This is a genomic window from Arthrobacter nitrophenolicus (assembly GCF_045833485.1).
In the GTDB taxonomy this organism is placed as follows: domain Bacteria; phylum Actinomycetota; class Actinomycetes; order Actinomycetales; family Micrococcaceae; genus Arthrobacter; species Arthrobacter nitrophenolicus.
Genome location: NZ_CP174504.1, coordinates 1783301 through 1803079, shown reverse-complemented (window position 1 = coordinate 1803079; position 19779 = coordinate 1783301). Strand labels below are relative to the sequence as shown.

19 protein-coding genes are annotated in these 19779 nt (G+C 57.1%); 5 read left to right on the top strand and 14 right to left on the bottom strand.

Annotated features, from left to right (window positions below):
* Positions 1 to 1068: 1068 nt before the first annotated feature.
* The 11 genes from nboR to kdhC all read right to left on the bottom strand — a co-directional run bounded on the left by nboR (position 1069) and on the right by kdhC (position 11891).
* Positions 1069 to 1683, bottom strand: a complete 615-nt coding sequence (gene nboR / locus ACJJV6_RS08455) for a nicotine blue oxidoreductase (RefSeq protein WP_009357520.1) — start codon at positions 1681 to 1683, stop codon at positions 1069 to 1071.
* Between the two features lie 10 nt (positions 1684 to 1693).
* On the bottom strand, positions 1694 to 2053 hold the full coding sequence (locus tag ACJJV6_RS08450) for a hypothetical protein (protein WP_035752419.1): 360 nt from the start codon (positions 2051 to 2053) through the stop codon (positions 1694 to 1696).
* 2 nt (positions 2054 to 2055) lie between these two features.
* Positions 2056 to 3189: an XdhC family protein gene (locus tag ACJJV6_RS08445; RefSeq protein ID WP_035752422.1), complete on the bottom strand. Its 1134-nt coding sequence runs from the start codon at positions 3187 to 3189 to the stop codon at positions 2056 to 2058.
* Positions 3182 to 4252 (bottom strand): VWA domain-containing protein, encoded by a 1071-nt coding sequence (locus ACJJV6_RS08440; RefSeq protein ID WP_354176555.1) that lies wholly within the window; start codon positions 4250 to 4252, stop codon positions 3182 to 3184. The genes ACJJV6_RS08445 and ACJJV6_RS08440 overlap by 8 nt, the downstream gene beginning before the upstream one ends.
* Positions 4253 to 4288: 36 nt before the next feature.
* Complete coding sequence (locus ACJJV6_RS08435; protein ID WP_354176553.1) at positions 4289 to 5182, bottom strand: MoxR family ATPase; 894 nt, start codon at positions 5180 to 5182, stop codon at positions 4289 to 4291.
* Positions 5183 to 5379: 197 nt separating this feature from the next.
* Positions 5380 to 6261: a carbon-nitrogen family hydrolase gene (locus tag ACJJV6_RS08430; RefSeq protein WP_235046828.1), complete on the bottom strand. Its 882-nt coding sequence runs from the start codon at positions 6259 to 6261 to the stop codon at positions 5380 to 5382.
* Positions 6262 to 6266: 5 nt separating this feature from the next.
* Positions 6267 to 6971: an SRPBCC family protein gene (locus ACJJV6_RS08425; protein WP_009357526.1), complete on the bottom strand. Its 705-nt coding sequence runs from the start codon at positions 6969 to 6971 to the stop codon at positions 6267 to 6269.
* A 12-nt stretch (positions 6972 to 6983) separates the two neighbouring features.
* A complete protein-coding gene (locus ACJJV6_RS08420; protein WP_354176551.1) occupies positions 6984 to 8177 on the bottom strand; it encodes an FAD-dependent monooxygenase in 1194 nt (397 codons plus the stop codon).
* On the bottom strand, positions 8174 to 9106 hold the full coding sequence (locus ACJJV6_RS08415) for a cyclase family protein (RefSeq protein ID WP_141002297.1): 933 nt from the start codon (positions 9104 to 9106) through the stop codon (positions 8174 to 8176). The genes ACJJV6_RS08420 and ACJJV6_RS08415 overlap by 4 nt, the downstream gene beginning before the upstream one ends.
* Positions 9103 to 9411: a Dabb family protein gene (locus tag ACJJV6_RS08410; RefSeq protein ID WP_407710302.1), complete on the bottom strand. Its 309-nt coding sequence runs from the start codon at positions 9409 to 9411 to the stop codon at positions 9103 to 9105. Before ACJJV6_RS08410 ends, ACJJV6_RS08415 begins: the two co-directional genes overlap by 4 nt.
* A gap of 95 nt (positions 9412 to 9506) precedes the next feature.
* Positions 9507 to 11891 (bottom strand): 6-hydroxypseudooxynicotine dehydrogenase complex subunit gamma, encoded by a 2385-nt coding sequence (gene kdhC / locus ACJJV6_RS08405; protein ID WP_354176548.1) that lies wholly within the window; start codon positions 11889 to 11891, stop codon positions 9507 to 9509.
* A gap of 166 nt (positions 11892 to 12057) precedes the next feature.
* On the opposite strand from kdhC, the gene ACJJV6_RS08400 reads away from it, so the two are divergent.
* Positions 12058 to 13161 carry a 2,6-dihydropseudooxynicotine hydrolase gene (locus ACJJV6_RS08400; RefSeq protein ID WP_035752425.1) on the top strand — a complete coding sequence of 368 codons (1104 nt, stop codon included), beginning with the start codon at positions 12058 to 12060 and terminating at the stop codon, positions 13159 to 13161.
* A complete protein-coding gene (locus ACJJV6_RS08395; RefSeq protein ID WP_009357532.1) occupies positions 13154 to 13504 on the top strand; it encodes a cupin domain-containing protein in 351 nt (116 codons plus the stop codon). Before ACJJV6_RS08400 ends, ACJJV6_RS08395 begins: the two co-directional genes overlap by 8 nt.
* A 33-nt stretch (positions 13505 to 13537) precedes the next feature.
* Here ACJJV6_RS08395 and ACJJV6_RS08390 read toward each other — a convergent pair whose 3' ends face one another.
* A complete protein-coding gene (locus tag ACJJV6_RS08390) occupies positions 13538 to 14761 on the bottom strand; it encodes a CdaR family transcriptional regulator (protein ID WP_009357533.1) in 1224 nt (407 codons plus the stop codon).
* Between the two features lie 64 nt (positions 14762 to 14825).
* Between ACJJV6_RS08390 and ACJJV6_RS08385 the strand changes: the two genes are divergently transcribed.
* The 3 genes from ACJJV6_RS08385 (at position 14826) to kdhB (ending at position 17532) form a co-directional block, all read left to right on the top strand.
* Positions 14826 to 16010, top strand: coding sequence for a CdaR family transcriptional regulator (locus tag ACJJV6_RS08385; RefSeq protein ID WP_009357534.1), 1185 nt, complete (start codon positions 14826 to 14828; stop codon positions 16008 to 16010).
* 149 nt (positions 16011 to 16159) lie between these two features.
* Entirely contained in the window at positions 16160 to 17050 is an 891-nt protein-coding gene (gene kdhA, locus ACJJV6_RS08380) for a 6-hydroxypseudooxynicotine dehydrogenase complex subunit alpha (RefSeq protein ID WP_009357535.1), read from the top strand.
* A complete protein-coding gene (kdhB, locus tag ACJJV6_RS08375; protein WP_009357536.1) occupies positions 17050 to 17532 on the top strand; it encodes a 6-hydroxypseudooxynicotine dehydrogenase complex subunit beta in 483 nt (160 codons plus the stop codon). The genes kdhA and kdhB overlap by 1 nt, the downstream gene beginning before the upstream one ends.
* A 1257-nt stretch (positions 17533 to 18789) precedes the next feature.
* Here kdhB and ACJJV6_RS08370 read toward each other — a convergent pair.
* Together ACJJV6_RS08370 and ACJJV6_RS08365 are read right to left on the bottom strand one after the other, a co-directional pair.
* Positions 18790 to 19005: a hypothetical protein gene (locus tag ACJJV6_RS08370; protein WP_009357537.1), complete on the bottom strand. Its 216-nt coding sequence runs from the start codon at positions 19003 to 19005 to the stop codon at positions 18790 to 18792.
* Between the two features lie 17 nt (positions 19006 to 19022).
* A complete protein-coding gene (locus tag ACJJV6_RS08365) occupies positions 19023 to 19397 on the bottom strand; it encodes a DUF948 domain-containing protein (protein WP_009357538.1) in 375 nt (124 codons plus the stop codon).
* Positions 19398 to 19779 lie beyond the last annotated feature (382 nt).

Genomic DNA, 19779 nt, shown 5'->3' with positions numbered 1-19779 from the left:
CATTCCGGAGGAACTTACCGTAAATCCCGGTGACAGTATCCCCACCTCAGGCCAGCACCCGTATCTGGCCCTTGAACCTGCCGGGTCTGGCTGCGAAGAGCACCCCTGCAGATTCTGCAACATTCCGGAAACTGATTGAGCTGGCAACGAAAGGAAGTTAACCGCCCAGCTGTTCCGGGCGATACCTTCCAAAGAACCCGCGCGATACCGCAAGTGCTTTTCCCGTCCCCATTATCCGTGGGCAAACTCCGTTTGGCACTTGCGCGGGCGAAGCTGCGAAATGAGGGAATGCGGTTGGGCCGTCTTGTCTTCCGCTGGTCCTCGGTCTGTCCAAGGTGCAGACGCCACCGCAGAAAAATCAGCATTGACCGCGGTGGATGTCGCCGACGCTGCGGACGCTCTTGGCGTCGGCGATGAATCCCTCCCCCACGCTTTCGGCACATGTTCTTTTAGCTATAACGCTGCAAGGGTCCGCCTTGCCGCTGCTGGCAGTCCGCCGATGAGTTCTACTTCCCGGGCCGGGCCGACGGAAAACCAGCCCACTTTGCTTCGCGCCGCGGAGGACATTCGGGTCCTGGCCTGTGCCAGAGCTAACCTCAGTGCCACACCTACTAACGCGCCCTCCTTTACTTTTCTTTGTTTCGATACAGCAAGAGCAGGAGACAAATTGGCTGGAACAGATCTGACGTGGCGTGACTCGTCAAGCCTTGTGGCACTGCGTCCCGGTGTGTTCGAAACAGTGCCGCCCAAGGGGAATTCATAGGTAACTGGCGTGGCTTCTGTTCGCGCATGGACATCTGCGGCCGTTCCTGTCCGATGCCTGGCAGAGCCCAAGACCTGGAGGCGGTAGGTTGGTCATGGTTCCCAGCCAACCCCATTGATCGTCGCTTGAGGGGTGGTTACACTCGACGCATTCTGTCTCGTGGCGGCCAAGTAACCCCACAAGAAGTCGATCCATCCAGAATAGAAATGCCATAGTGGAATGATGTCCTTTGTATTCAGGGAAATGACCCGCACGTGTTCCGAGCCGCGCGAGAGATCGGCAGCTGTACGTTGACGCGCAGCGTCCTATAGAAGGCGACGCATCTGCTCGACAGTGTCGACGTCCTCGCCAGTAGATTCATCACTGCAATCAATAAGATCTACAAGCCAGGGTTTCTGGCGCAGAAAGCTCCTGGCTCCAGCATCACCCACTACAGTGCTGGCTACTGCTGGCCGAAGTCTCACATCGATGAGCATTGGGTGACCTCGACGAAGCATCCCGAGGTTGTCTGGGGCTGCGTAAGCAGCCGAAGTGATGCGTCCCGGCCGGTGCGAGACGAGGAGCCGGCTAACAGTGCGGACGGTAAGCCCTGGCTGATCTACGAGAGCCACGAGGATATGGTCGTCTGCATTGGCAGCAGCATCACCAATAAGGTAGGAACTTCCCATACCAGATGGCCATTTGTGGTTTACCAGCGTCCGATAGGGTTTAAGGTTGGCCCCGGCGCTGACCGCTTGTGCCTCTGCCCCAAGTACGACAACTACTTCGTGACAGCCGCCGGCAAGTAGATTGTCGGCGATGATTTCCACGAGGGGTCGTCCACGGTATGGCAAGAGTGCCTTGGGGCCACGTCCAAGACGTGTGCCGGCGCCGGCGGCCAGCAGCACACCCGTAACCTGCACCAAATCCGTGTTCTCCAACGTGAGGTTCCTATTCTTCGCGTTCAAAAACCTTCAAATCCCAGTGACTGGTGCGAGCCTGACGCAGCCGATAGTCAGTGCAAATAATCAGCTTCCTCTCGCCCAACCCATCCTGACGGATCCAGATAATGCCAAGGGAAGGAGCGCTGGTGTCCACCACGCCGGAGTAGCGTAAGGTGTCATCTTCCGACACATGGATCCGGTCGCCCTGCCCCAACATCCGCAAATCAAATAGCTGGGTTTCGTCGAAGTCACCCGGTGCTTGGGTTTCTGGGGATTTCGAAACCAAGATGGTCTTGTTTTCTACCGAGGTCTGCCAAGATGAGCTGCCTTCAGAAGATTGGGCTGCGAACCCTTTCTTGTTGCCCATAGCTAGGCCGGGTCCGAGTGCACTGCGCCAGCGGAATCGCGGAGTGGGCGGCCAGTCCCCTGCCAACGCTTGGCGATTATTTCTGCCACGATCGACACCGCTGTTTCCTCTGGCGTTCGTCCGCCGAGATCAAGTCCTATTGGACTATGAAGTTCGGCGATTTGTGGCTCGAGTACTCCAGCCTCAAGGAGCCGGTTTAGCCGGTCATCATGCGTCTTCCGAGAGCCCATCGCACCTATGTAGGAGGGCTTTGATGGGCCTTCCAGCCGCAGGGCGATATCTAGGACTGGGACGTCGAACTTAGGGTCATGGGTCAGAACACAGATGACAGTGCGGTTGTCCACCTTTCCCTTCGCCACTTCTTCCTGAAGGTAAACGTGGGGCCACGATACGATTACCTCATCGGCCCCAGGAAAACGCGCCGTAGTGGCAAACACTGGACGAGCATCGCAGACCGTCACATTGAACCCGACCATTGACCCAGCCCGCGCGACTGCCGCGGCAAAGTCAATGGCCCCGAAGATGATCATTCTGGGCTTCGGCTGGTAGGAAGAAACAAAGACCTTTGTGCCGGTTTCCATCCGCTCTCCACTGGGGCCGTACGTGATCACTTTGGATTCGCCGGAGGCAAGCACCCCTCTAGCATCGTCGGCCACCGCATGATCCAGCATGGCACTGCCAAGGGTTCCGGAAGCGTGGGTTGGCCAAACTACGAGCCGCTTTCCCAGCATTTCTGCCTGGTCATGTTCCACCACGGTCGCGGTAGCAACCGGGTTACCTACCTGAACGTCCTGAATGACAGTCCTTATATCGGGATAACTTTCGTCGGTAACTCGTTCAACGAAGACGTCGATTATTCCGCCACAGGTTAAACCCACTGCTACGGCGTCATCGTCGCTATACCCAAACCGTTGCAATACCGGGGTACCGCCTTCGATTACGTCCTGGGCAATTTGGTAAACAGCCCCCTCAACGCAGCCGCCGGAAACTGAACCGACGGCCTCCCCCGCGGTGCTAACAGCCATTGCTGCGCCCGCTGGCCGGGGGGCCGATTTTGACGTGCTGACCACTGTAGCGAGTGCGAAGGTTTCTCCGCGCATCGTCCACTGTGCTACTGCTTCAATAACTTCACGCATGTGCTATCCGATCTGCTAGGTCCCTAAAGGCGGCCATGGTGTGGCCTGCGACCAAGGCATCGACGTGCGGAAGAACGGCCTTGATGCCGCTCTGTAGGGGTTCATATCCGGGCTTGCCACGGTGGGGATTGGACCAGATGACACAGTGCGCCAAGCTATGGAGGCGGGCAACCTGGTGGGCCAGCTCCCCTGGATCCCCGCGTTCCCACCCGTCGCTGGCGATCACCACCACAGACCCTCTTAGCATTGCGTGTTGTCCCCACAAGGTGATGAAGGCCTGTAGGGCTTCCCCCAGTCGCGTGCCTCCGGACCAATCCGGCACGACGAAACCTGCGTCCAACAATGCGACCTCTGGATCCGGATGCTGTAAGGCCGACGTCACTCTGGTAAGTCGTGTGCCGATAGAAAATACTTCTGTCGTGTCCGCGCCATCTAAAAGCCGGTGACCGAAGCGAAGAAAACTGTCAGCGTAGGCTTCCATCGATCCCGAAACATCCACGATCAGGACGACTCGGCGTGACTTTTTCGTTCGGTGGCGATACTGCAGCTGGCCTGGTTCGCCGCCTCGTTTTAGGTGGTCTCGAACAGTGTGTGCCGGATCGATGCGCTTGTGGCGATGGGTCCGCTTGTAACGCGCCCTTCTCAGCGGTGGTCTAATAGGCAGAGCAGCAAAGGCCTCCGCAAGATACCTCTTTTCCTCAGCAGACATCAGGGCTACATCCCGATGCTGCAGGGCTTCGTCCTTGCTAGCCAGTGCAATTTGCTGCTCGAGTTCTGACTGGGGGCTGTCGCCGTCTGCTGCGTCTGGCAGGCTGGCCTCCTGTCTCTCCGAAAAGGGCACAGGTACTGGAGGCTCGGATGAAAACCACAAGCGAAACGTCTGGTCGTAAGTCTCGAAGTCATCCCTGCTCCTACACAACGTCGCGCGTCCGGCCCAGAAGACCTCGCTGCGGCGTTGGAGATTGAGAACGCTCAGAGCCTCGAGGTAAAGCCGGGCCTGTTCGGCCCCTATGGCCATCCCCTCATCTCTGAGAGCACCTACGAAGCCATAGAAGATCGTCAAACCTATTTGTGAAGACATCACAATCACAATTCCCGGTCAGGTAGGGAAGATGGTTCTCAAGGTGCTCAAGATAAGCTCCCGGTCGTCTTGGTCTTTGCAGAGGGCACCAATCGTCAAGCCAGCACTGTCGGAGTTAATGTCACTTCCGCCAAGGCGGTCCAAGGCCTGGGCCCAGTCAAGCGCCTCCGCTACCCCGGGAGAACGTCGCAAGCGCCCTTCATTGCGCAGGGACTGGACTACGTCAACCACCTGCTGCGCTAGCTTCTCATCGACGCCGGGAAGCCGCGTCTTGATGATTTCCAACTCACGGGCCGGTTCTGGGTGGTCTATCCAATGGAAGTAGCACCGCCGTTTCAAAGCCTCGTGTAACTCACGCGTCCGGTTCGACGTTAGGATCACGATGGGTGGAACACTCGCGGTGATGGTACCCAACTCAGGAATTGATATTTGGTTTGACGCAAGCACCTCCAAGAGGAAGGCCTCAAACTCATCGTCCGCCCGGTCAACCTCATCGATGAGCAGAACGGCCGGCCCGCCTTGCAAGGCACGAAGAATCGGGCGGGGAAGTAGGAACCGCTCCGTGTATAGGGACTGCTCCAGTTGCTCCGCATTCGTTGTCGAATTTGCTGCCTCTAGTGACCGCAGGTGCAGAATCTGACGTGAAAAGTCCCAATCATAGAGCGCCTGGGTCGATTCGATGCCCTCGTAACACTGCAGCCGGATCAACGGGATCGCGAGCATCTTGGCTAAAGCTTCAGCCAGCGACGTTTTGCCCGTTCCTGGAGCACCCTCGACAAGCAACGGCTTATTCATAGCAACAGATAAGAAGACGGTGGTGGACAAGCCCTCGTCAGCCAAGTAGTTGACAGCCTTGAGCCGCGCGGCCATCTCTCCGGGGCTTTCTGGCTTGATCACTTTGTCGTTGCTCATTGTTCGCCTTGCTAATCGTTTGAGAGGTTGTGCATTCTGGCTCTCCGCAGTGACTACGTATGTCGTAACGGATACCGCTGGTAGACGGCCGCTATGCCGTGCACGAGCGTAAGATCAGCCGGTTCCGGGATGTCCCCCCTGTATCAAAAGGCAGGACATCCCGAAGCCGAGAACATCAGCTCGGACTGAACCCTTTGCTATTCCTGCAAGTTGCTCGCGATCATCGTCTTGCCTTTAACAACCCAGATATCTGCCCGCTGGTCGTTCAGGACTGGGAAGGAACTTCGCATTTCATTCAGCGAATCGAGATCCAGACTGGCGTGGAGAACGGTTTCCTCTCTCTCCGCCTGGGTCAGGATGTTTCCGTTGCCATCCACAATCTGACTGTGTCCACCCAACTCTATGCTCTGGTCAGCCCCCGTCATATTGCACTGAATGACGAAGGATTGGTTTTCGATTGCTCGAGCGCGACCCAGAGTCTGCCAGTGCTGAATGCGCGACAGGGGCCAGCACGCTGGTATCACATTCAGTGCCGTACCCTCAGCTGACATATGCCGATACAGTTCGGGGAAGCGAAGATCGTAGCAAGTGCTGAGTCCAGTGATGGCGGTGCCTCGTTCTGTCTGCACCTCGAGAATCGCGGGCTCATCGCCCGCTGCTATCAGCTTTGGTTCTCCATCGGAAAACCCAAAGCGGTGGATCTTCTTATACGTTGCCCGGAGGGATCCGGCCGGGTCAAAAAGAACGGACGTATTCCACATGCCAGAAGCCGCGTTGCTGTGCTCCGTCACCATGAAAGAGCCGGCATGCAACCAGGCTTTCTTTTCCGTGGCCACTTCGGACAGGAAGGTAAACACCTCACTTTGCAGCGAGACAGCGTTCTGTCGCCAGGTGTCGTAGGAAAACCCGCCATGAAGCCACAGTTCAGGCAGAACGATGAGGTCCGCTTCGCCAATGCCAGAAATCAAGCCCTGGGTACGCGAAATCCTGTCCTCGAGCAGTTCTGCCGAGTCGAATCTCACCTGAACAGCCGCTACATCAAGCTGCCCCCTATTTGGTGCTACTTCGCGCACATCCATCAGGTTCAAGACTTTCGGTTGCTTCCGGCTGCAACACCGGCAGCGAAGACCGCAATCAGTGCAGCTACGACAGAAACAATTGCGGGCAGCCATTGTCCGGCTGCGGGGATCTCCATCTGGGGGCCCTTTTTGGCAGCCCGCGTGTCCTTCGCCAGCTTGATGAGGTCCAGTGCTTCGGGTTCTGCCTGCGAAGGCTGCCTTAGTTCTTTTCCTTGGCCTCCTTCAGTCTTTGAGAGCTCAGTGGATGCTCCGCTGGTGGACTCGCCCCCTGAAGTCATCTCCACGGCCAACCTTTGAGCGAAGACTCCGAGGATGGCGGTCGCCGCTTCATTGATCACACCTCGCCCGAACTGGGCGATTTTTCCGGTCATGTCCAGCTCGGTCTGAACGATAACGGTTGCGCCATTGGCTTCCGGCTCAAGCCGGGCGGTAATGGTCGCCGACATATTCCCTTGCCCGCGGGCATCCTTCGCACGGGCCTGGATTACTGCGCGCCGACCCTTTTCATCGACCTCAATAAAGCGGGCGACGCCTACATACTCGGCCGTGATGGGCCCCACCTTGATTTTTGCCTTACCCTCGTACTCATCACCATCAACGCTGGTGATGGAGGCTCCGGGAAGCATGGGGGCGATTCGCTGCAAGTCCAGCAGTACCGGCCACGCCTCCTCCGGTGGGACGGGCACGGTGAAAGTGTTGGTCATCTCCATGATGGTTTTTCCTTAAACGTTCTCGACGACGGATGGTTCATCCACTTTAGGGAGCCCGAATGCAAATGCGGGGTTTCCGGGCTCAAAGCTTCCCCCGTGCTGCAGGCGGGACGCCATCTCTTTAACTTTCTGGAGATAGGCGTTTCCCTGCTGCAGTTGTTTGGTTTCCCAATTTTGCAATGACCCCCGCAGATCGTGGTTCCTTGTAAAGACTTCAGCAAGGGTGCGTGCGTCGTCACAGGCTTTTGCTCCACCCGCAGCTGCGTGGGGCCGGGGAGTCACAGCCGCGTCTCCGATCAACAGGACGCGGCCGTGAACCATGTGATCCACGGTGGCATCTGCCACAACAGTCACAAAAGGGGAAGACGCGTTGAGCACAAGTTCCCTGAAAGGCTTGAAAAGTCGCTCACCCCTGCTGTGGAACTGACGGAGATTGTGGGGATTCAGCGAGTTATGGTGCACTGATGTCGGGAGCCTTATGCCGCGAACGTCTGTCATAAGTTCGTCGATGTCAGCTCCTTCAGGGACGTTCCAGTACCACTGAAAGTTCAGACGCGGAGACTCTGCGTTTTCCCGTCCAGGTATCGGGTAAGCGATGAGATGACCGTCTTCCAGAAGACCGTACGTGAACTTGTCGTTAAAGTAGTTCCACACATCATCGGAAACTTCGCCCGGCTGAAGCACGCCACGCCAAGTGACGTAGCCCGCGTATTTAGGCTCAACGCCCAACAGTCGTTTACGAACTACAGAGGCTCCGCCGTCCGCGCCGATCAACCAGTTCGCTTCAGCCTGCGTGCCGTCGGAAAAGCGCAGCTGCACCGCTTCGGAATCCTGGTTGAGGCCGACGAGGCACTTACTGGTGTGGTATCGCTCGGGTCCGAACAGCTCGTAGAGCGCCCCGTAAATTGAGTCGTAGCTAGTAAAACGCCAGTCTGCAGGAACGGATCCGAAACTTTCTCCTGTCAGTCCGTCGACATATTCCATGGAGGATGACGGAACGCTAATGGAGTCCAGCTCAACACCTTGCTCCATCAAGTAACGAACAAGCTCCGGTTGAACGACGATGCCTGTGCCGAAGCCCGAGAGGGGCTGGGGGGATCGCTCATAGACATCGACCTCAACGCCAGCATCTCGAAGCATCAGCGCTGCGGCCAAGCCAGCTATCGAACCTCCAACTACTGCAATGCGGTCGGTTGTCGGGCTCATGCATTCTTCCTTAGTGCCATGGCGAGCGGCCGCATTGGCGCGCCGCTCGCTCCCCTAAGACGGATCGGAGCAGCGATCAGACAAAATTCCTGCACTCCATCCTTGGCCAGTTCCTCCAGGTTCAACAGTTCCACCATGGGTACACCTGCTTCAGCAAGGAAGTGCGTGTGCCCTGGAAGCCAGTTGTCCTCGTGCTCGGACGGGCCTACCTCTACGCACTCCTGGTCAGCACCAATTGCAGCAATGTTTTGGGTTGTGAGCCACCGGGCAGCGTCCAAGCTTAGGCCCGGAGGGTTTCCAAGAGTCTTGGTTCCGTCCGGCCAGTAACGCATACGTCCGGTACGAACAAAGGGCACATCCCCTGCCTGCAATGCGAGGCCGGCTTTATCCAGTGCCTCTTCAAGGTCTGCAACAGTGATGGCGTAGGAATCAGGAAGGCAGTCAACGTTCTTCAGGCCAGCAATATCCAGCAACACGCCGCGGGTGATGATTGGCGGAATTGTCTCCGCTCCACCCTTGGTCCAGGTCCGGCTGCCCAGATTCTCCTCAGGCCTGTAGCCGTTATAGATCTGTCCGTCGACACCGAAGTGGTTCAACGAGTCGATGTGCGTTCCGGTGTGGGTGTACATGAAGACAACGTCACCCGAGTAACACACGTGCCTGTTGACATGCTCTCCAACGCCGTTAAGGTTATCCACCACTGTGCCCTGGGGGGTGTGGCTCATGAAAATTTGGTAGCTAGGGTCTCCGGCGCCCTGAAAGCTGGGCATGCCCACGAAGTAGTCAACGCTAAGGTCATAGACCCGCGAAGGATCTGCCCGTTGAAGAACGTCTGCGCGAACGGACTCATCAAGGAGGTTTAGTGCCCCTCGCTCGTCATTGGGTCCCCACGGGCTCTTCCCTACCTTTACATCTGCAGTCTGGCTCATTGGGCTGCCTCAACTTCATAATCCACCACAGCCCTATCCGCGAACATCGGCATAAGTGTCGCGACTACTTCGAGGTGGAAGGGATCCGTGGAGTACTTGTCCAGATCAGCCCAGCTTGCAAAGTCAGAAATCAAAACTCCATCCCACGGCGCGCCGTTGTCGCCAGGGTCACCGGAGTGAGTCCCAATCTCCCAGCCTTGAATGAAACCCAGGCGCGGCGGAAGGGTGTTGAGAATTTCAACAATCTCCTCCTGGCTGCTGCCTTCAGCTACGCGCCATGCAAATACGTGTCGAATCTTAGTCATCAGTGGACCTCTCATATGTGTCTTGGATTACCCGCCGGGTTGTCTGTTCAGTTTCGTAAGAGCAGCGAAGTTGTCCCACTGGCGGATTGCACAAGTTACCGTTCTGCTTTGTTCAAACCTTGACAGCGGGTGAAGATCTGCTCGGGCGTGACTGGCAATCGGTCGATGTGTATGCCATCGGCAATGGCATCATCTATGGCGGAAGCGATCGCCGCTCCAGCGGCAATGATGCCAATTTCCCCAAGGCCCTTGGCGCCGAAGGGGTTGTCGGGTGACTTGGCATCTTCAGTTACAAAGCAGTCGACGTTCGGCATCTCCTGAGCGCCCGGCAACAAGTAGTCCATGAACGAAGTCGTAATAGGCTGTCCGTCCTCTTCGTAAAGGAACTCCTCGTAAAGCGCACCCCCAATTCCTTGAACAGCGGCACCTATGATCTGGCCCCTTGTGGTCAGGGGGTTGATTACCCGCCCGGCTTCCGTGGACGTGGAAAAGCGAAGAATCTTATGACCGCCTGTGTCAGGATCTAGCTCGATTTGCACCAGGGTTACGCCGTATGGGTAGTTCATGGCGTTGTTCACGTAGACGGCGTCCGCAGCCAGGCCGGGTTCGTCATTGTCCGCCCTCGCTGTGAAAGGGTCCCTCGCCGCTGCGATCTCGTACAGCGTAATTTGTTGATCGGTGCCCTTGACCTTGAAACTGCCTGCAGTCAGTTCGAGGTCGTCGGGATCGACTTCCAACATCTCGGCGGCCAGACGTCTGGCTTTATCCACCACTGCAAGCGCTGCCTTGCGGGCAGCACCTCCGGCGAGAACGGTTGAACGGCTGGACCAGGAACCAACGCCATCCGGAATAAGCTCCGTATCGCTGTGAACGATGTCGATGTTTTCGGGAGCGATCTGTAGCTCTTCGGCGACAATCTGGGCCAGAACCGTCTCGATTCCCTGCCCTACCGAAGAAGCTCCGGTCTTGACCGTAACGCGGCCGGCACGGCTGACGTCGACACCGCCTGTTTCGAAAAGCCCCAGCCCTGCTTTGTCCATCAGCACGCCCAGGCCTACGCCCACTTTTCGGCCCTCTGCCCGCAACTGTCTGGATTCCTCAAGCCACTCTGGAAAGTTTGCTGCCTGCAGCGCTTCGTCAAAATGTTTGACTACATCACCCGAGTCGAAGTGGTACGGCTCGTGGACGATATCAAGACCCGGCGCCCAAGGGAGGTCCTCCGCCGTTAAAAGGTTCCGTCGCCGGAATTCCGTCTTACTGAGGCCGATTTCTTCACAAGCCAGATCGAAAATCCGCTCGCGAGCGAAGGTGGATTCGTAGCGTCCGGGCGCACGATACGCGCCGACAGGTGTTTTGTTGGTAAACACGGCGTGCAACGTAGCATCGTAAGCAGGAACCCGGTACGGGCCGAACACGATACCGGCAGTAATGTCGCTGACCAGCGGCTCCGCTTGCCTGAAAAAGGCACCATGATTGTGGAAAATTTCGTCCTTCATGCCGAGGATCCTGCCCTCAGCATCGAGCGCGAGTTCGAGGTTATGCACCATTTCCCGGGCATGGGACGTGGCAGTCATGTGCTCGACGCGGTCCTCAATCCATTTGATCGGTACTCCCAGCGCACGGGCCGCCCAAGCTGCAACCACGGTCTCTGGGAAGACTCCGCCCTTCACGCCGAAATTTCCGCCGACTTCCACGTGTTTCATCCGTACGTTGACCTCGGGAAGATCTAGCATCTTGGCGATGATCCTCCGGTTGTCATGCACATGCACGGTGCCCCAGATGAACAATGTGTCCCTTGCCGGGTCGGGCTGTACCAGTACGGCCCGTGGTTCCATAGGTACACCGGAATGGCGGTTGGTGACGTACTTGTGGCGGATGACGTGCTCCGCTTCGGCGAAGGCCCGATCAATATCGCCGTAGGCCTTTTTGATGCGTGCACCTTCGTTACCACGCCCCGGAAAAAGCTCGACCTTACCGGTCAACGCTTCTTCCGGGTCCAAGAGGACCGGGAGCGGCTCATACTCGATGGAGACAAGTTCGGCCGCGTCTTCGGCACGATAAGGATCAACTGCAAGGACGGCAACCACCGGTTGCCCCACGTACAGCACCTTGTCTACTGCCAGGACCGGGTGACTAAAGTCCTCAATGTTGTCATATATCTCGTGGTATCCCAGCTCTTCCAAGAGAACGGAACCCAAGTGCCGTGTGTGCTCAGACGTGATAACCATTCGTACGCCTGGAGTCTTTTCAGCTTCAGTAACATCAATGGACACGATCCGGGCATGGGCCTGTGTTGAACGGACAATGCGCATATGCAATTGCCCGGGCACTCCCAGATCGCCAGCAAATGTTGCTGATCCAGTGAGTAGCCGGCGATCCTCGCGCCGCAGCACCTCCTGGCCTATCCATGCCTGCCTGTTGCCCTCGTCCGCGCCGGCTCTACCGTTGTCAGGGATGAGCGTTTTAGCCTTTGCCATCATGCGCTCAGTATGTCATCGGGCCGTCCAGCCCGGATGTTCAGGCATTGACAAAAACGCGACCCAAGTATCCGCAGTTAGTAGGCGCCCTCGCGCAGCTTCCATAGCATGATCATTTCGCAGCCCCCTTGTGCGGGGTCACGGAAGCTGAATTTAGGGAGATGGCAGGATGACTGTAACTTCGCAAGTGAAACCTGAAGATGAAATGCTGAACTGGGGACGTCTTATCCTTGACGGCGTTTCCTACTCAGACATGGTGGGTGCCCGCGATAGGCCCAAGGAGATCACCTGGTTTGACTACTGGATGAATCTCGCAAATGAGTATGAGCAGGACGCGGAACGAAAAGTGGCCCTGGGCCATGACCTCTCCGCCGGGGAGCTCCTGATGTCAGCCGCACTTTGCGCCCAGTACGCTCAGTTCCTCTGGTTCGACGAGCGCCGACAGAAGGGCCAAGCTCGAAAAGTTGAGCTATATCAGAAAGCAGCTCCACTTCTGTCCCCCCCTGCAGAGCGTCACGATCTGGTCGTTGACGGCATACCGATGCCTGTCTACGTCCGCATTCCTGAGGGCCCGGGACCACACCCCGCCGTCATCATGCTCGGGGGTCTTGAGAGTACCAAAGAGGAAAGTTTCCAGATGGAAAACCTTGTGCTCGATCGGGGAATGGCTACAGCCACATTTGACGGGCCCGGCCAGGGCGAAATGTTCGAACACAAGCGGCTTGCGGGTGATTACGAAAAATACACGTCCGCGGTAGTGGATCTTCTCACCGGACTTGAAACAATCCGGAACGATGCTATCGCAGTGCTGGGGCGCAGCTTGGGCGGTAACTATGCTCTCAAATCTGCCGCATGTGAACCGCGTTTGGCCGCATGCATCTCTTGGGGCGGATTCTCGGACCTGGACTACTGGGACCTCGAAACTCCTCTGACAAAGGAAAGCTGGAGGTACGTCTCCAAGGTTGGCACTCTCGAGGAAGCAAGGCAGCACGTCCACGCGGCTTTGGAGACCCGGGACGTCCTTCCGCAGATCACATGCCCGACGTACATCCTGCACGGGGTTCACGACGAGGTTCCATTGTCCTTCGTGGATACCGTTCTTGACTTGGTGCCGAAACAACACCTGCACCTAGTAGTTGAAAAGGACGGCGATCACTGCTGCCACAACCTTGGAATCCGACCGAGGCTTGAAATGGCAGACTGGCTCTATGATGTTCTGGTAGCCGGAAAGACGCTCACCCCGACAATGAAGGGGTGGCCTATCAATGGATAAAATCAGAAAGATCAGTACCGGCACGGCGCCGCTTGAATCCTGGCAGCCGGATGGCGTCACCGTCCAAGAGGGAAACCCCAATGGTCATGGGTTCACGCTCTTCGAACGCACTTCCTCTCCTCAATTCGGCACGGGTATCTTCACCTCGCAGCCGAGCACAACAACCTATGAACTTATGGACAACGAGATTATTTACGTTGTCGAAGGCTCCGCAACGCTCACTCTGGCGTCCCAAGAGCCGGTGTCCGTGACTGCCGGCGACCTGGTATTCCTGCCGAAGGGGCATGTGTCGACTTGGGAGTTTCACGAGCCCTTCAAGGAGATCTGGTTCTTGGTTGAATAAGAGCTGCCATCAGCGACACCGCAACGGGGCCACTTACGGTGCTGGCTGCGGGAGAGCGGGAGACTCCTCTAGCCCTCCGAGCTCAAGCTTCATGGCCTCGACCATCCGCCAGAGTCTGATGGCGACGGGCAATTCATCTCGCAGCACTCCTCTTGAACCTATTTTGGCTTCGATCAGTTTCAGCCGATAGGCGATAGTTCGGCTGTGCACTCCCAGGCGCTGTGCAGCCAACGCCGCATTCTGGCCCGAAGCAAAATAAGCTTCGAGGGTTTCGACCAGCCTGCTCGGGGGGTCTTGGTGCAATCCGAGACCCCCCAATTCGTCGGAGATGAATGACGTTACTGCGGCGAGATCGCGCGTAGCCAACGCCTCAAGCATGACATCTTCATACCAAGTAACCTGGGTGCCCAGTTTTTGGGCGACCGACTCGGCTTCCAACGCCCGTCTATGGGAAACTACGAATCCATCGACACCTTCGCTTAGAGTCCCAAACGCAATCCTTGTATCCTTCGGCAAGGCATCTGCGAGGACAACTTGCGGTGAGGGCAGTCGATTCGACCACTCGGCCCAGATATAGCCGGTCTCATCCTCGGCCGTGATAACAAGGGGGCGAATCCGAGAGGCGGCGCCGAACGTACGAGCAACAGCCTCAACGCCTTCGCCCGATACCACCGCAGCCAGGTGCCGGCCTGAAAGGTTGTAGGAAAATACTGTCGAATCTATTGGGAGCCCGGCAAGGAGGGCCCTCAACGTCGATAGCTTCCTGCGATTCTGGCTTTGCCTGGAAAAGGCAGTGCTCTCCATTTGGTACGTTTCGATGATGGAAGCGGAAACTCTATCGTTCCAAGCGAAATGGCTTGCACTGGCATGCCTTAGAACCTTTGACCTTTGGAGAGGATCGATGATGATTCGGTGCGCCTCTTCAAGGATAAACTCCCACAACGTGGCTTGGGCCGCCCTAGATCCCCTGAGTAGGTGATGGAGGTCGACGCCCGCCCGTGCCGCCAACCTCACTTCGCGGAGAGTCTCATTGGAAGCCCTGGTGGCTCCTACCCGCCCTTGACCGATGTATTCGAGGACATCGCGCAAGGAAGCCGTAATGGTTTCCGATTCTGCCTCTGTAAGAGACGAGTTCCGTGTCGCGGTCGAATAGTCTTCGTACGCATACTGCAGTCTTGCCCTAATACAGTCGTAGATTTCAGGAATCCTTGCCTTCACGGCAGCGGAGAGTTCATCCAGTCCTTCCTCAATGGTCATACACTGAGACTATCAACGGAGCTGGCCTGCGCCGAGACGCAGGTAGCGCGCATGAAGTAGGAACATGATCCAGACGCAACTTCTATCGGCAATATCGGCTGCCATTACAGCAAATATAGATCAGCTGTCCGACTCTATGGTCCGTCGACTCCAAGATGATGTTCAGGCTGGTGTGGGCTTAGACCCGGCACTGGCGCAGCGGAGGTCTGAGCGGCTCGCCGCTGCCTTGCTATCTATCAGCAGGGCATTGTCCGGGTCAGAGGAACCCGACGAGGATTTTCTTGCCGAGGCCACCCTCGAGGCGCGTGAGACAGCCCAAGCCGGCGTCGATCTACTCGAACTCATTCACACCTATCGAGTGCTGCAGTCTGCGACGTGGGATGTGCTCTTGGACTTTACAACCACTCTTGTTCCGGATGCATCACAGCAGTTGGAAATTCAGAAGTGGGTCTCTCAGCTGCAGCATCGGTGGCACGACGTTGTAGTCGCCAATGTCATCGACGCGTATCGTTCGGAACAGCATCGGTTCTTTTATAAGTCGGAGGATCACCGGCTTAGAAATGAGTTGCGGGATTTCATTGCAGGACGGCGCATTGCCCGACCTAACGCGAAGTACGCCTTTGAAGGACAACATTTATCCGTGGTGGCCTGGGGACATGATCCAAAGGGTACGATCGACCGCGCCGCTACGCTTATCAACAGCGATGCGCCTTTGATACTGGAAAGCACTGGCGGAGCGTTTTTGGGCTGGTTGGCGGTACCGGAGGGCCAGGATGCCGTCACGCAAGTCAGTGAAAGTGACTTGCCTGATGGTGCACATTTAGCTCTAGGGTCCCTTGATAAGGGCTTTTCCGGGTTCCGGCGCAGTCACCAGCGCGCATGGAGGGCCTATAAAGTGGGCCGCCTGACGGGCGCACGGATAACCCGATATTCCGATGTGGCTCTCGAAGCTGTCTTCGCCACAAATATGCAGGCGGTGCGTGACCTGGTCTCGCAGCAGTTGGGCCCTTTGCTCAGCGATCCCCGCAGAGACATACTTTGCGACACCCTTCGGGCTTATTTCTCGGCCGGTTGCAACGCCGTAGCGGCTGCAACGGCGCTCCAGGTCCATGAGCGCACCGTCGCCTACCGGCTCAGATCCATTGAAGAACGGCTTGGCATAAGCGTTGCAGAACGCAATGTGGAGCTCCTCGTCGCACTACGGCTTTATGGCTTGTTGAAGTCAATTGCTGGGACCGACATTCTGTAGTGAAGGTCAGCGTCCAGTGCTAGCGCGTCGCGGGATTGTCTGTTCTAGGTAGGTCGCGGCACTGATTTGTCCCATGACGCAGAGCGCAAATTCATACCAAGGGGGCAAAGTAGTGACATGAACAATGAGCGCGGCCGGCGGTACTGCCCGTGAAGCCACCTTCTTTCGATTACGTTGTTGCCGATTCGGTTGAGCATGCGCTCCGCCTGCTGGCGGACGGCGGCGATGACGCGAAGGTCATCGCCGGCGGTCAGAGCTTAGTCCCGCTCCTAAATTTCCGGATGGCCCGTCCGTCCCTTTTGGTCGATATAAACCGCATACCTGGTTTGGCAAACATCAAGAAATCCGATCAAACTATTGCGATCGGCGCCTTGACCCGTCATGCGAAGCTAACAAGCTCCAAAACCATTTCGCATAACCTTCCAATCCTGTCGGAAGCGGCGGCATGGATCGCGCACCCTCAAATTCGTACTCGAGGAACGATCGGCGGCTCCCTTGCACATGCCGATGCAGCCGCAGAGCTGCCCGTAGTCCTGCTAGCCCTTGACGCCTCCGTCACCGCAAAGTCTCTACAAGGCGAGCGGAGTATTCCTATAAAGGAACTATTGGTCTCGCATTTTGTCTCAAGCATCCTTCCCGGCGAGCTCATTGTGGAGGTGAACGTACCTCTGCTGCCTCCTGGAACCGGTGCTGCATTTGATGAATTTTCCCGAAGACATGGTGATTACGCCATAGGAGGGGCTGCATCCATCGTCACCTTGGACGAGCAAGGCAAATGTTCGCGGGCGAGGATTACTGTCCTGGGCGGAGGGTCAACCGCCATTCGCTGTCACGAGGCGGAGAGCATCCTGATTGATAGCACTCTCTCCAGTCAAGATATTGTCGCCGCTGCGCGCGCCGCGGTACAGGGTCTTGACCCCGTGCCCACAGTGCACGGGAGTGCTTCGTACCGTGCACAAGTTATTCGGACGCTCGTCGAAAGAACCCTCGCCCAAGCACTGAACCGCGCGAGACCGACACAGGAAAGCAGGGATCACTGATGAACGCCTTTCACCTAACGGTTGAAGTAAATGGAGTCAACCACGAAACGGACGTCGAGCCTCGTCGGCTCCTTGCGGACTTCCTACGGGATGACCTGCACCTCAGGGGTACTCGAGTAGGCTGCGAGCACGGCGTATGCGGTTCCTGTACTGTGCTGATGGATGGCCAGCCCGTGCGATCCTGCACCGTGCTGGCCGTACAGGCGAACAATTCCAGGATTGAAACCGTCGAAAGCCTACAGCAGGACGGACAGCTTCACCCGCTGCAAAGTTCCTTCTCAAAATGCCATGCCTTGCAGTGTGGATTTTGCACCTCAGGATTCTTGATGACGCTTAAGCCTCTCTATGATGACGACGAGGTTACCCTCGATGCGACGAGTGCTCGCGAAGCTATCTCGGGAAATATTTGTCGTTGTACGGGATACCAGCAAATTGTGGAAGCTACAGTAGAAGCCTTCAATTGTAGGGCTCACGACGACTGACTCTAATCTCGACCCCTTCGCGGGGCTCAACGTTTCGGCGTCCCCATCATCCCCTAACAGCTTTCCCCGTGGCGGTTATGGATATTTCCGAAACAGAAATTCCCATAGGCACTCTGCATAATAAAAACGCAGAATCTTAGAAGGCGAAGAAAGCAACAACACGTGCTGAATCCCGATGATGACACGACCAGGATGAACGGACCGGATGAGCAATTCTGGCAGGCAGCTTCTGTACAGAAGATACTTCTCAGCGCAGCCTCCGCCTATCGGGATCCTGAGCATGTCTCGATATGGGAATCTTGGCCTCACGGCTGAAGGTCAAAGACACAGAACAAAACGAAAATGGACCGTAGCCGGAAATCCAGCGTCGCCATCGCGAGTGCAAGACTAAACAGCATCATGCGGTCCCTATGTTTCCGGGCCAGACACGACTCCTCCTGGCTCGGGATTCACCATCCTGGGATAACTGCGGGGAATGCAACATCTGCATTCCCCGCAGTTATCCCAGAGTATGACTACTCTGAACACAGGACGATGTCAGCCGTAAGCCATCACCAGCAGTTCAAGCCAGCGACCGTCGAGAAACCGATAGCGGCGGTTTGGGATCTCCCAAAAACGCCGTCGCTGGCGAGCAACATCTCCCAGGTCGTCTTCGTATATCTGAGCGTGCGCCTCACGACACCCGTGCGAATGCTGTGAAGCCTACGATCTGCTTTGTTGCAGATACTCATTCGATTCCGGCGGGAGCAGTGGGCGCCGACCCTTGTTCCCGGAAATCGCGCGATTGGTCCAACGGGCAACCCAGTTCCTCAAGACCTCGTTCCTGTGCCACCTAAATTCCACCGCCCGGAGCACGGTAACGCCAGGTAGTGCAGTGGGTACCGGAGGCTGACCTCCGGCTAGTCATCCGACGATGCGCCCGGCAGGCGGTCTGGTCAATTCCGGCACGAGCGAAATGCTGTTGCCGCTACCACCCCCCGGCTCCGGCGCCATCAGCGTCACCGGACGCGGGCGCATCCCAAGGAAAGACCAACTCCGGAAAGAGGCCAGCCAGCCAGCAGAGATATCATGCCGGTCACTGCCCGTAAACATGGTGGCACCTGCGTTCGGCCCGGCCACGAAACGGTCCATTTTATATGCTGGACACCTGACCAGCTCTGGAGCGGACAGTTGCGCCGGGACGGTTTCGCGTCCCGGCGCCAGCGAGAGAGGTTTAGCCCGGTATCCAGCTCCGATCTACACACCCAGGGGTTTGGATCACGCTACTTTGCCACTGAGCGCGACGCGAAGCTCGGAGTCCCGCTCGCGCATTCCTGCGCGGACCGCATCAGCAAAATCGTAAACTCCGTCAGTAATTCGGCCAACTGCCTGATTTAGGCCTCCAGGCCCCAGGCTGGACCGTGAGTCAGTAACCGTCCGAAGGGCAATGACTCCAATAGCCACCCCGATACCCATCCAAACGAGTCGTTTCATTATTGGTTCTCCAAAACTCAGCGGCTTCGGCGGCCGGTAACGGGCTTGGAGTGATTTGCCAAGGCCGTCCTGACACCATGGCTGAAAGCCAACACCCTAATCAATGGTGACCCGATCGAGGCGGCGACCAAGGAGGACAGCGCGGAGAGATTGGCGCTGGCGTCCGAAACGTTCGATGCTATGTCGTCCACCTTCTTGAGTTGTTGATGTGTAGTGGAAACAGTAGCTGTTACCTCAGCCATCAGCGGTGTGGTGCCCTCACTCAATGACCTGATCGCAATTCGTACCTCGTCGAGTACCTGGCCCAGTTTCATAATGGGCACTGCCAGCAGCAGGACAAGGAGTGCAAACATCACCGCAGCAATGAGGCCGGCGAGAGCACCAACAGACATAGACATTCATCTCCAAGAACTTATATGTGTGAGCACAAAGCTGCTCATATGGATAGGGAAAGCATGCAGGGGGGGAAATCCACTGGGTGCCGGGGACCCTTGAAGTCAAGACCAGAGATAGAGGCGCACCCTCACAGCGGATGCCTTCTTGTGCAGCGCGCACCCTGAAAAGCGGCAAGGTATGAAAGAACAACGCGTACCTGGCCGCTCAGGCGAGAGTCCCGCCGCGGAGCAGCAAGTAAGGCGGTACCACGCCAGCACTCGATGGCGCGGACACGCCGGCCGATCGCTAGGCAGCAAATCACGAACCGTCAAGCTCGTCACTGCTAAGCCATCTGAACGCCACCGGCCCCAGCCATTCCTGGGGCCGGTGGCGTTCATG

What these genes read in the sequence shown, in the direction of transcription:
- ACJJV6_RS08450 (WP_035752419.1), bottom strand. Translation starts at nt 2,053, where the DNA reads ATGGGCAACAAGAAAGGGTTCGCAGCCCAATCTTCTGAAGGCAGCTCA.
- ACJJV6_RS08445 (WP_035752422.1), bottom strand. Translation starts at nt 3,189, where the DNA reads ATGCGTGAAGTTATTGAAGCAGTAGCACAGTGGACGATGCGCGGAGAA.
- ACJJV6_RS08435 (WP_354176553.1), bottom strand. Translation starts at nt 5,182, where the DNA reads ATGAGCAACGACAAAGTGATCAAGCCAGAAAGCCCCGGAGAGATGGCC.
- ACJJV6_RS08430 (WP_235046828.1), bottom strand. Translation starts at nt 6,261, where the DNA reads ATGGATGTGCGCGAAGTAGCACCAAATAGGGGGCAGCTTGATGTAGCG.
- ACJJV6_RS08425 (WP_009357526.1), bottom strand. Translation starts at nt 6,971, where the DNA reads ATGGAGATGACCAACACTTTCACCGTGCCCGTCCCACCGGAGGAGGCG.
- ACJJV6_RS08420 (WP_354176551.1), bottom strand. Translation starts at nt 8,177, where the DNA reads ATGAGCCCGACAACCGACCGCATTGCAGTAGTTGGAGGTTCGATAGCT.
- ACJJV6_RS08415 (WP_141002297.1), bottom strand. Translation starts at nt 9,106, where the DNA reads ATGAGCCAGACTGCAGATGTAAAGGTAGGGAAGAGCCCGTGGGGACCC.
- ACJJV6_RS08410 (WP_407710302.1), bottom strand. Translation starts at nt 9,411, where the DNA reads ATGACTAAGATTCGACACGTATTTGCATGGCGCGTAGCTGAAGGCAGC.
- kdhC (WP_354176548.1), bottom strand. Translation starts at nt 11,891, where the DNA reads ATGATGGCAAAGGCTAAAACGCTCATCCCTGACAACGGTAGAGCCGGC.
- ACJJV6_RS08400 (WP_035752425.1), top strand. Translation starts at nt 12,058, where the DNA reads ATGACTGTAACTTCGCAAGTGAAACCTGAAGATGAAATGCTGAACTGG.
- ACJJV6_RS08395 (WP_009357532.1), top strand. Translation starts at nt 13,154, where the DNA reads ATGGATAAAATCAGAAAGATCAGTACCGGCACGGCGCCGCTTGAATCC.
- ACJJV6_RS08390 (WP_009357533.1), bottom strand. Translation starts at nt 14,761, where the DNA reads ATGACCATTGAGGAAGGACTGGATGAACTCTCCGCTGCCGTGAAGGCA.
- ACJJV6_RS08385 (WP_009357534.1), top strand. Translation starts at nt 14,826, where the DNA reads ATGATCCAGACGCAACTTCTATCGGCAATATCGGCTGCCATTACAGCA.
- kdhB (WP_009357536.1), top strand. Translation starts at nt 17,050, where the DNA reads ATGAACGCCTTTCACCTAACGGTTGAAGTAAATGGAGTCAACCACGAA.
- ACJJV6_RS08370 (WP_009357537.1), bottom strand. Translation starts at nt 19,005, where the DNA reads ATGAAACGACTCGTTTGGATGGGTATCGGGGTGGCTATTGGAGTCATT.
- ACJJV6_RS08365 (WP_009357538.1), bottom strand. Translation starts at nt 19,397, where the DNA reads ATGTCTGTTGGTGCTCTCGCCGGCCTCATTGCTGCGGTGATGTTTGCA.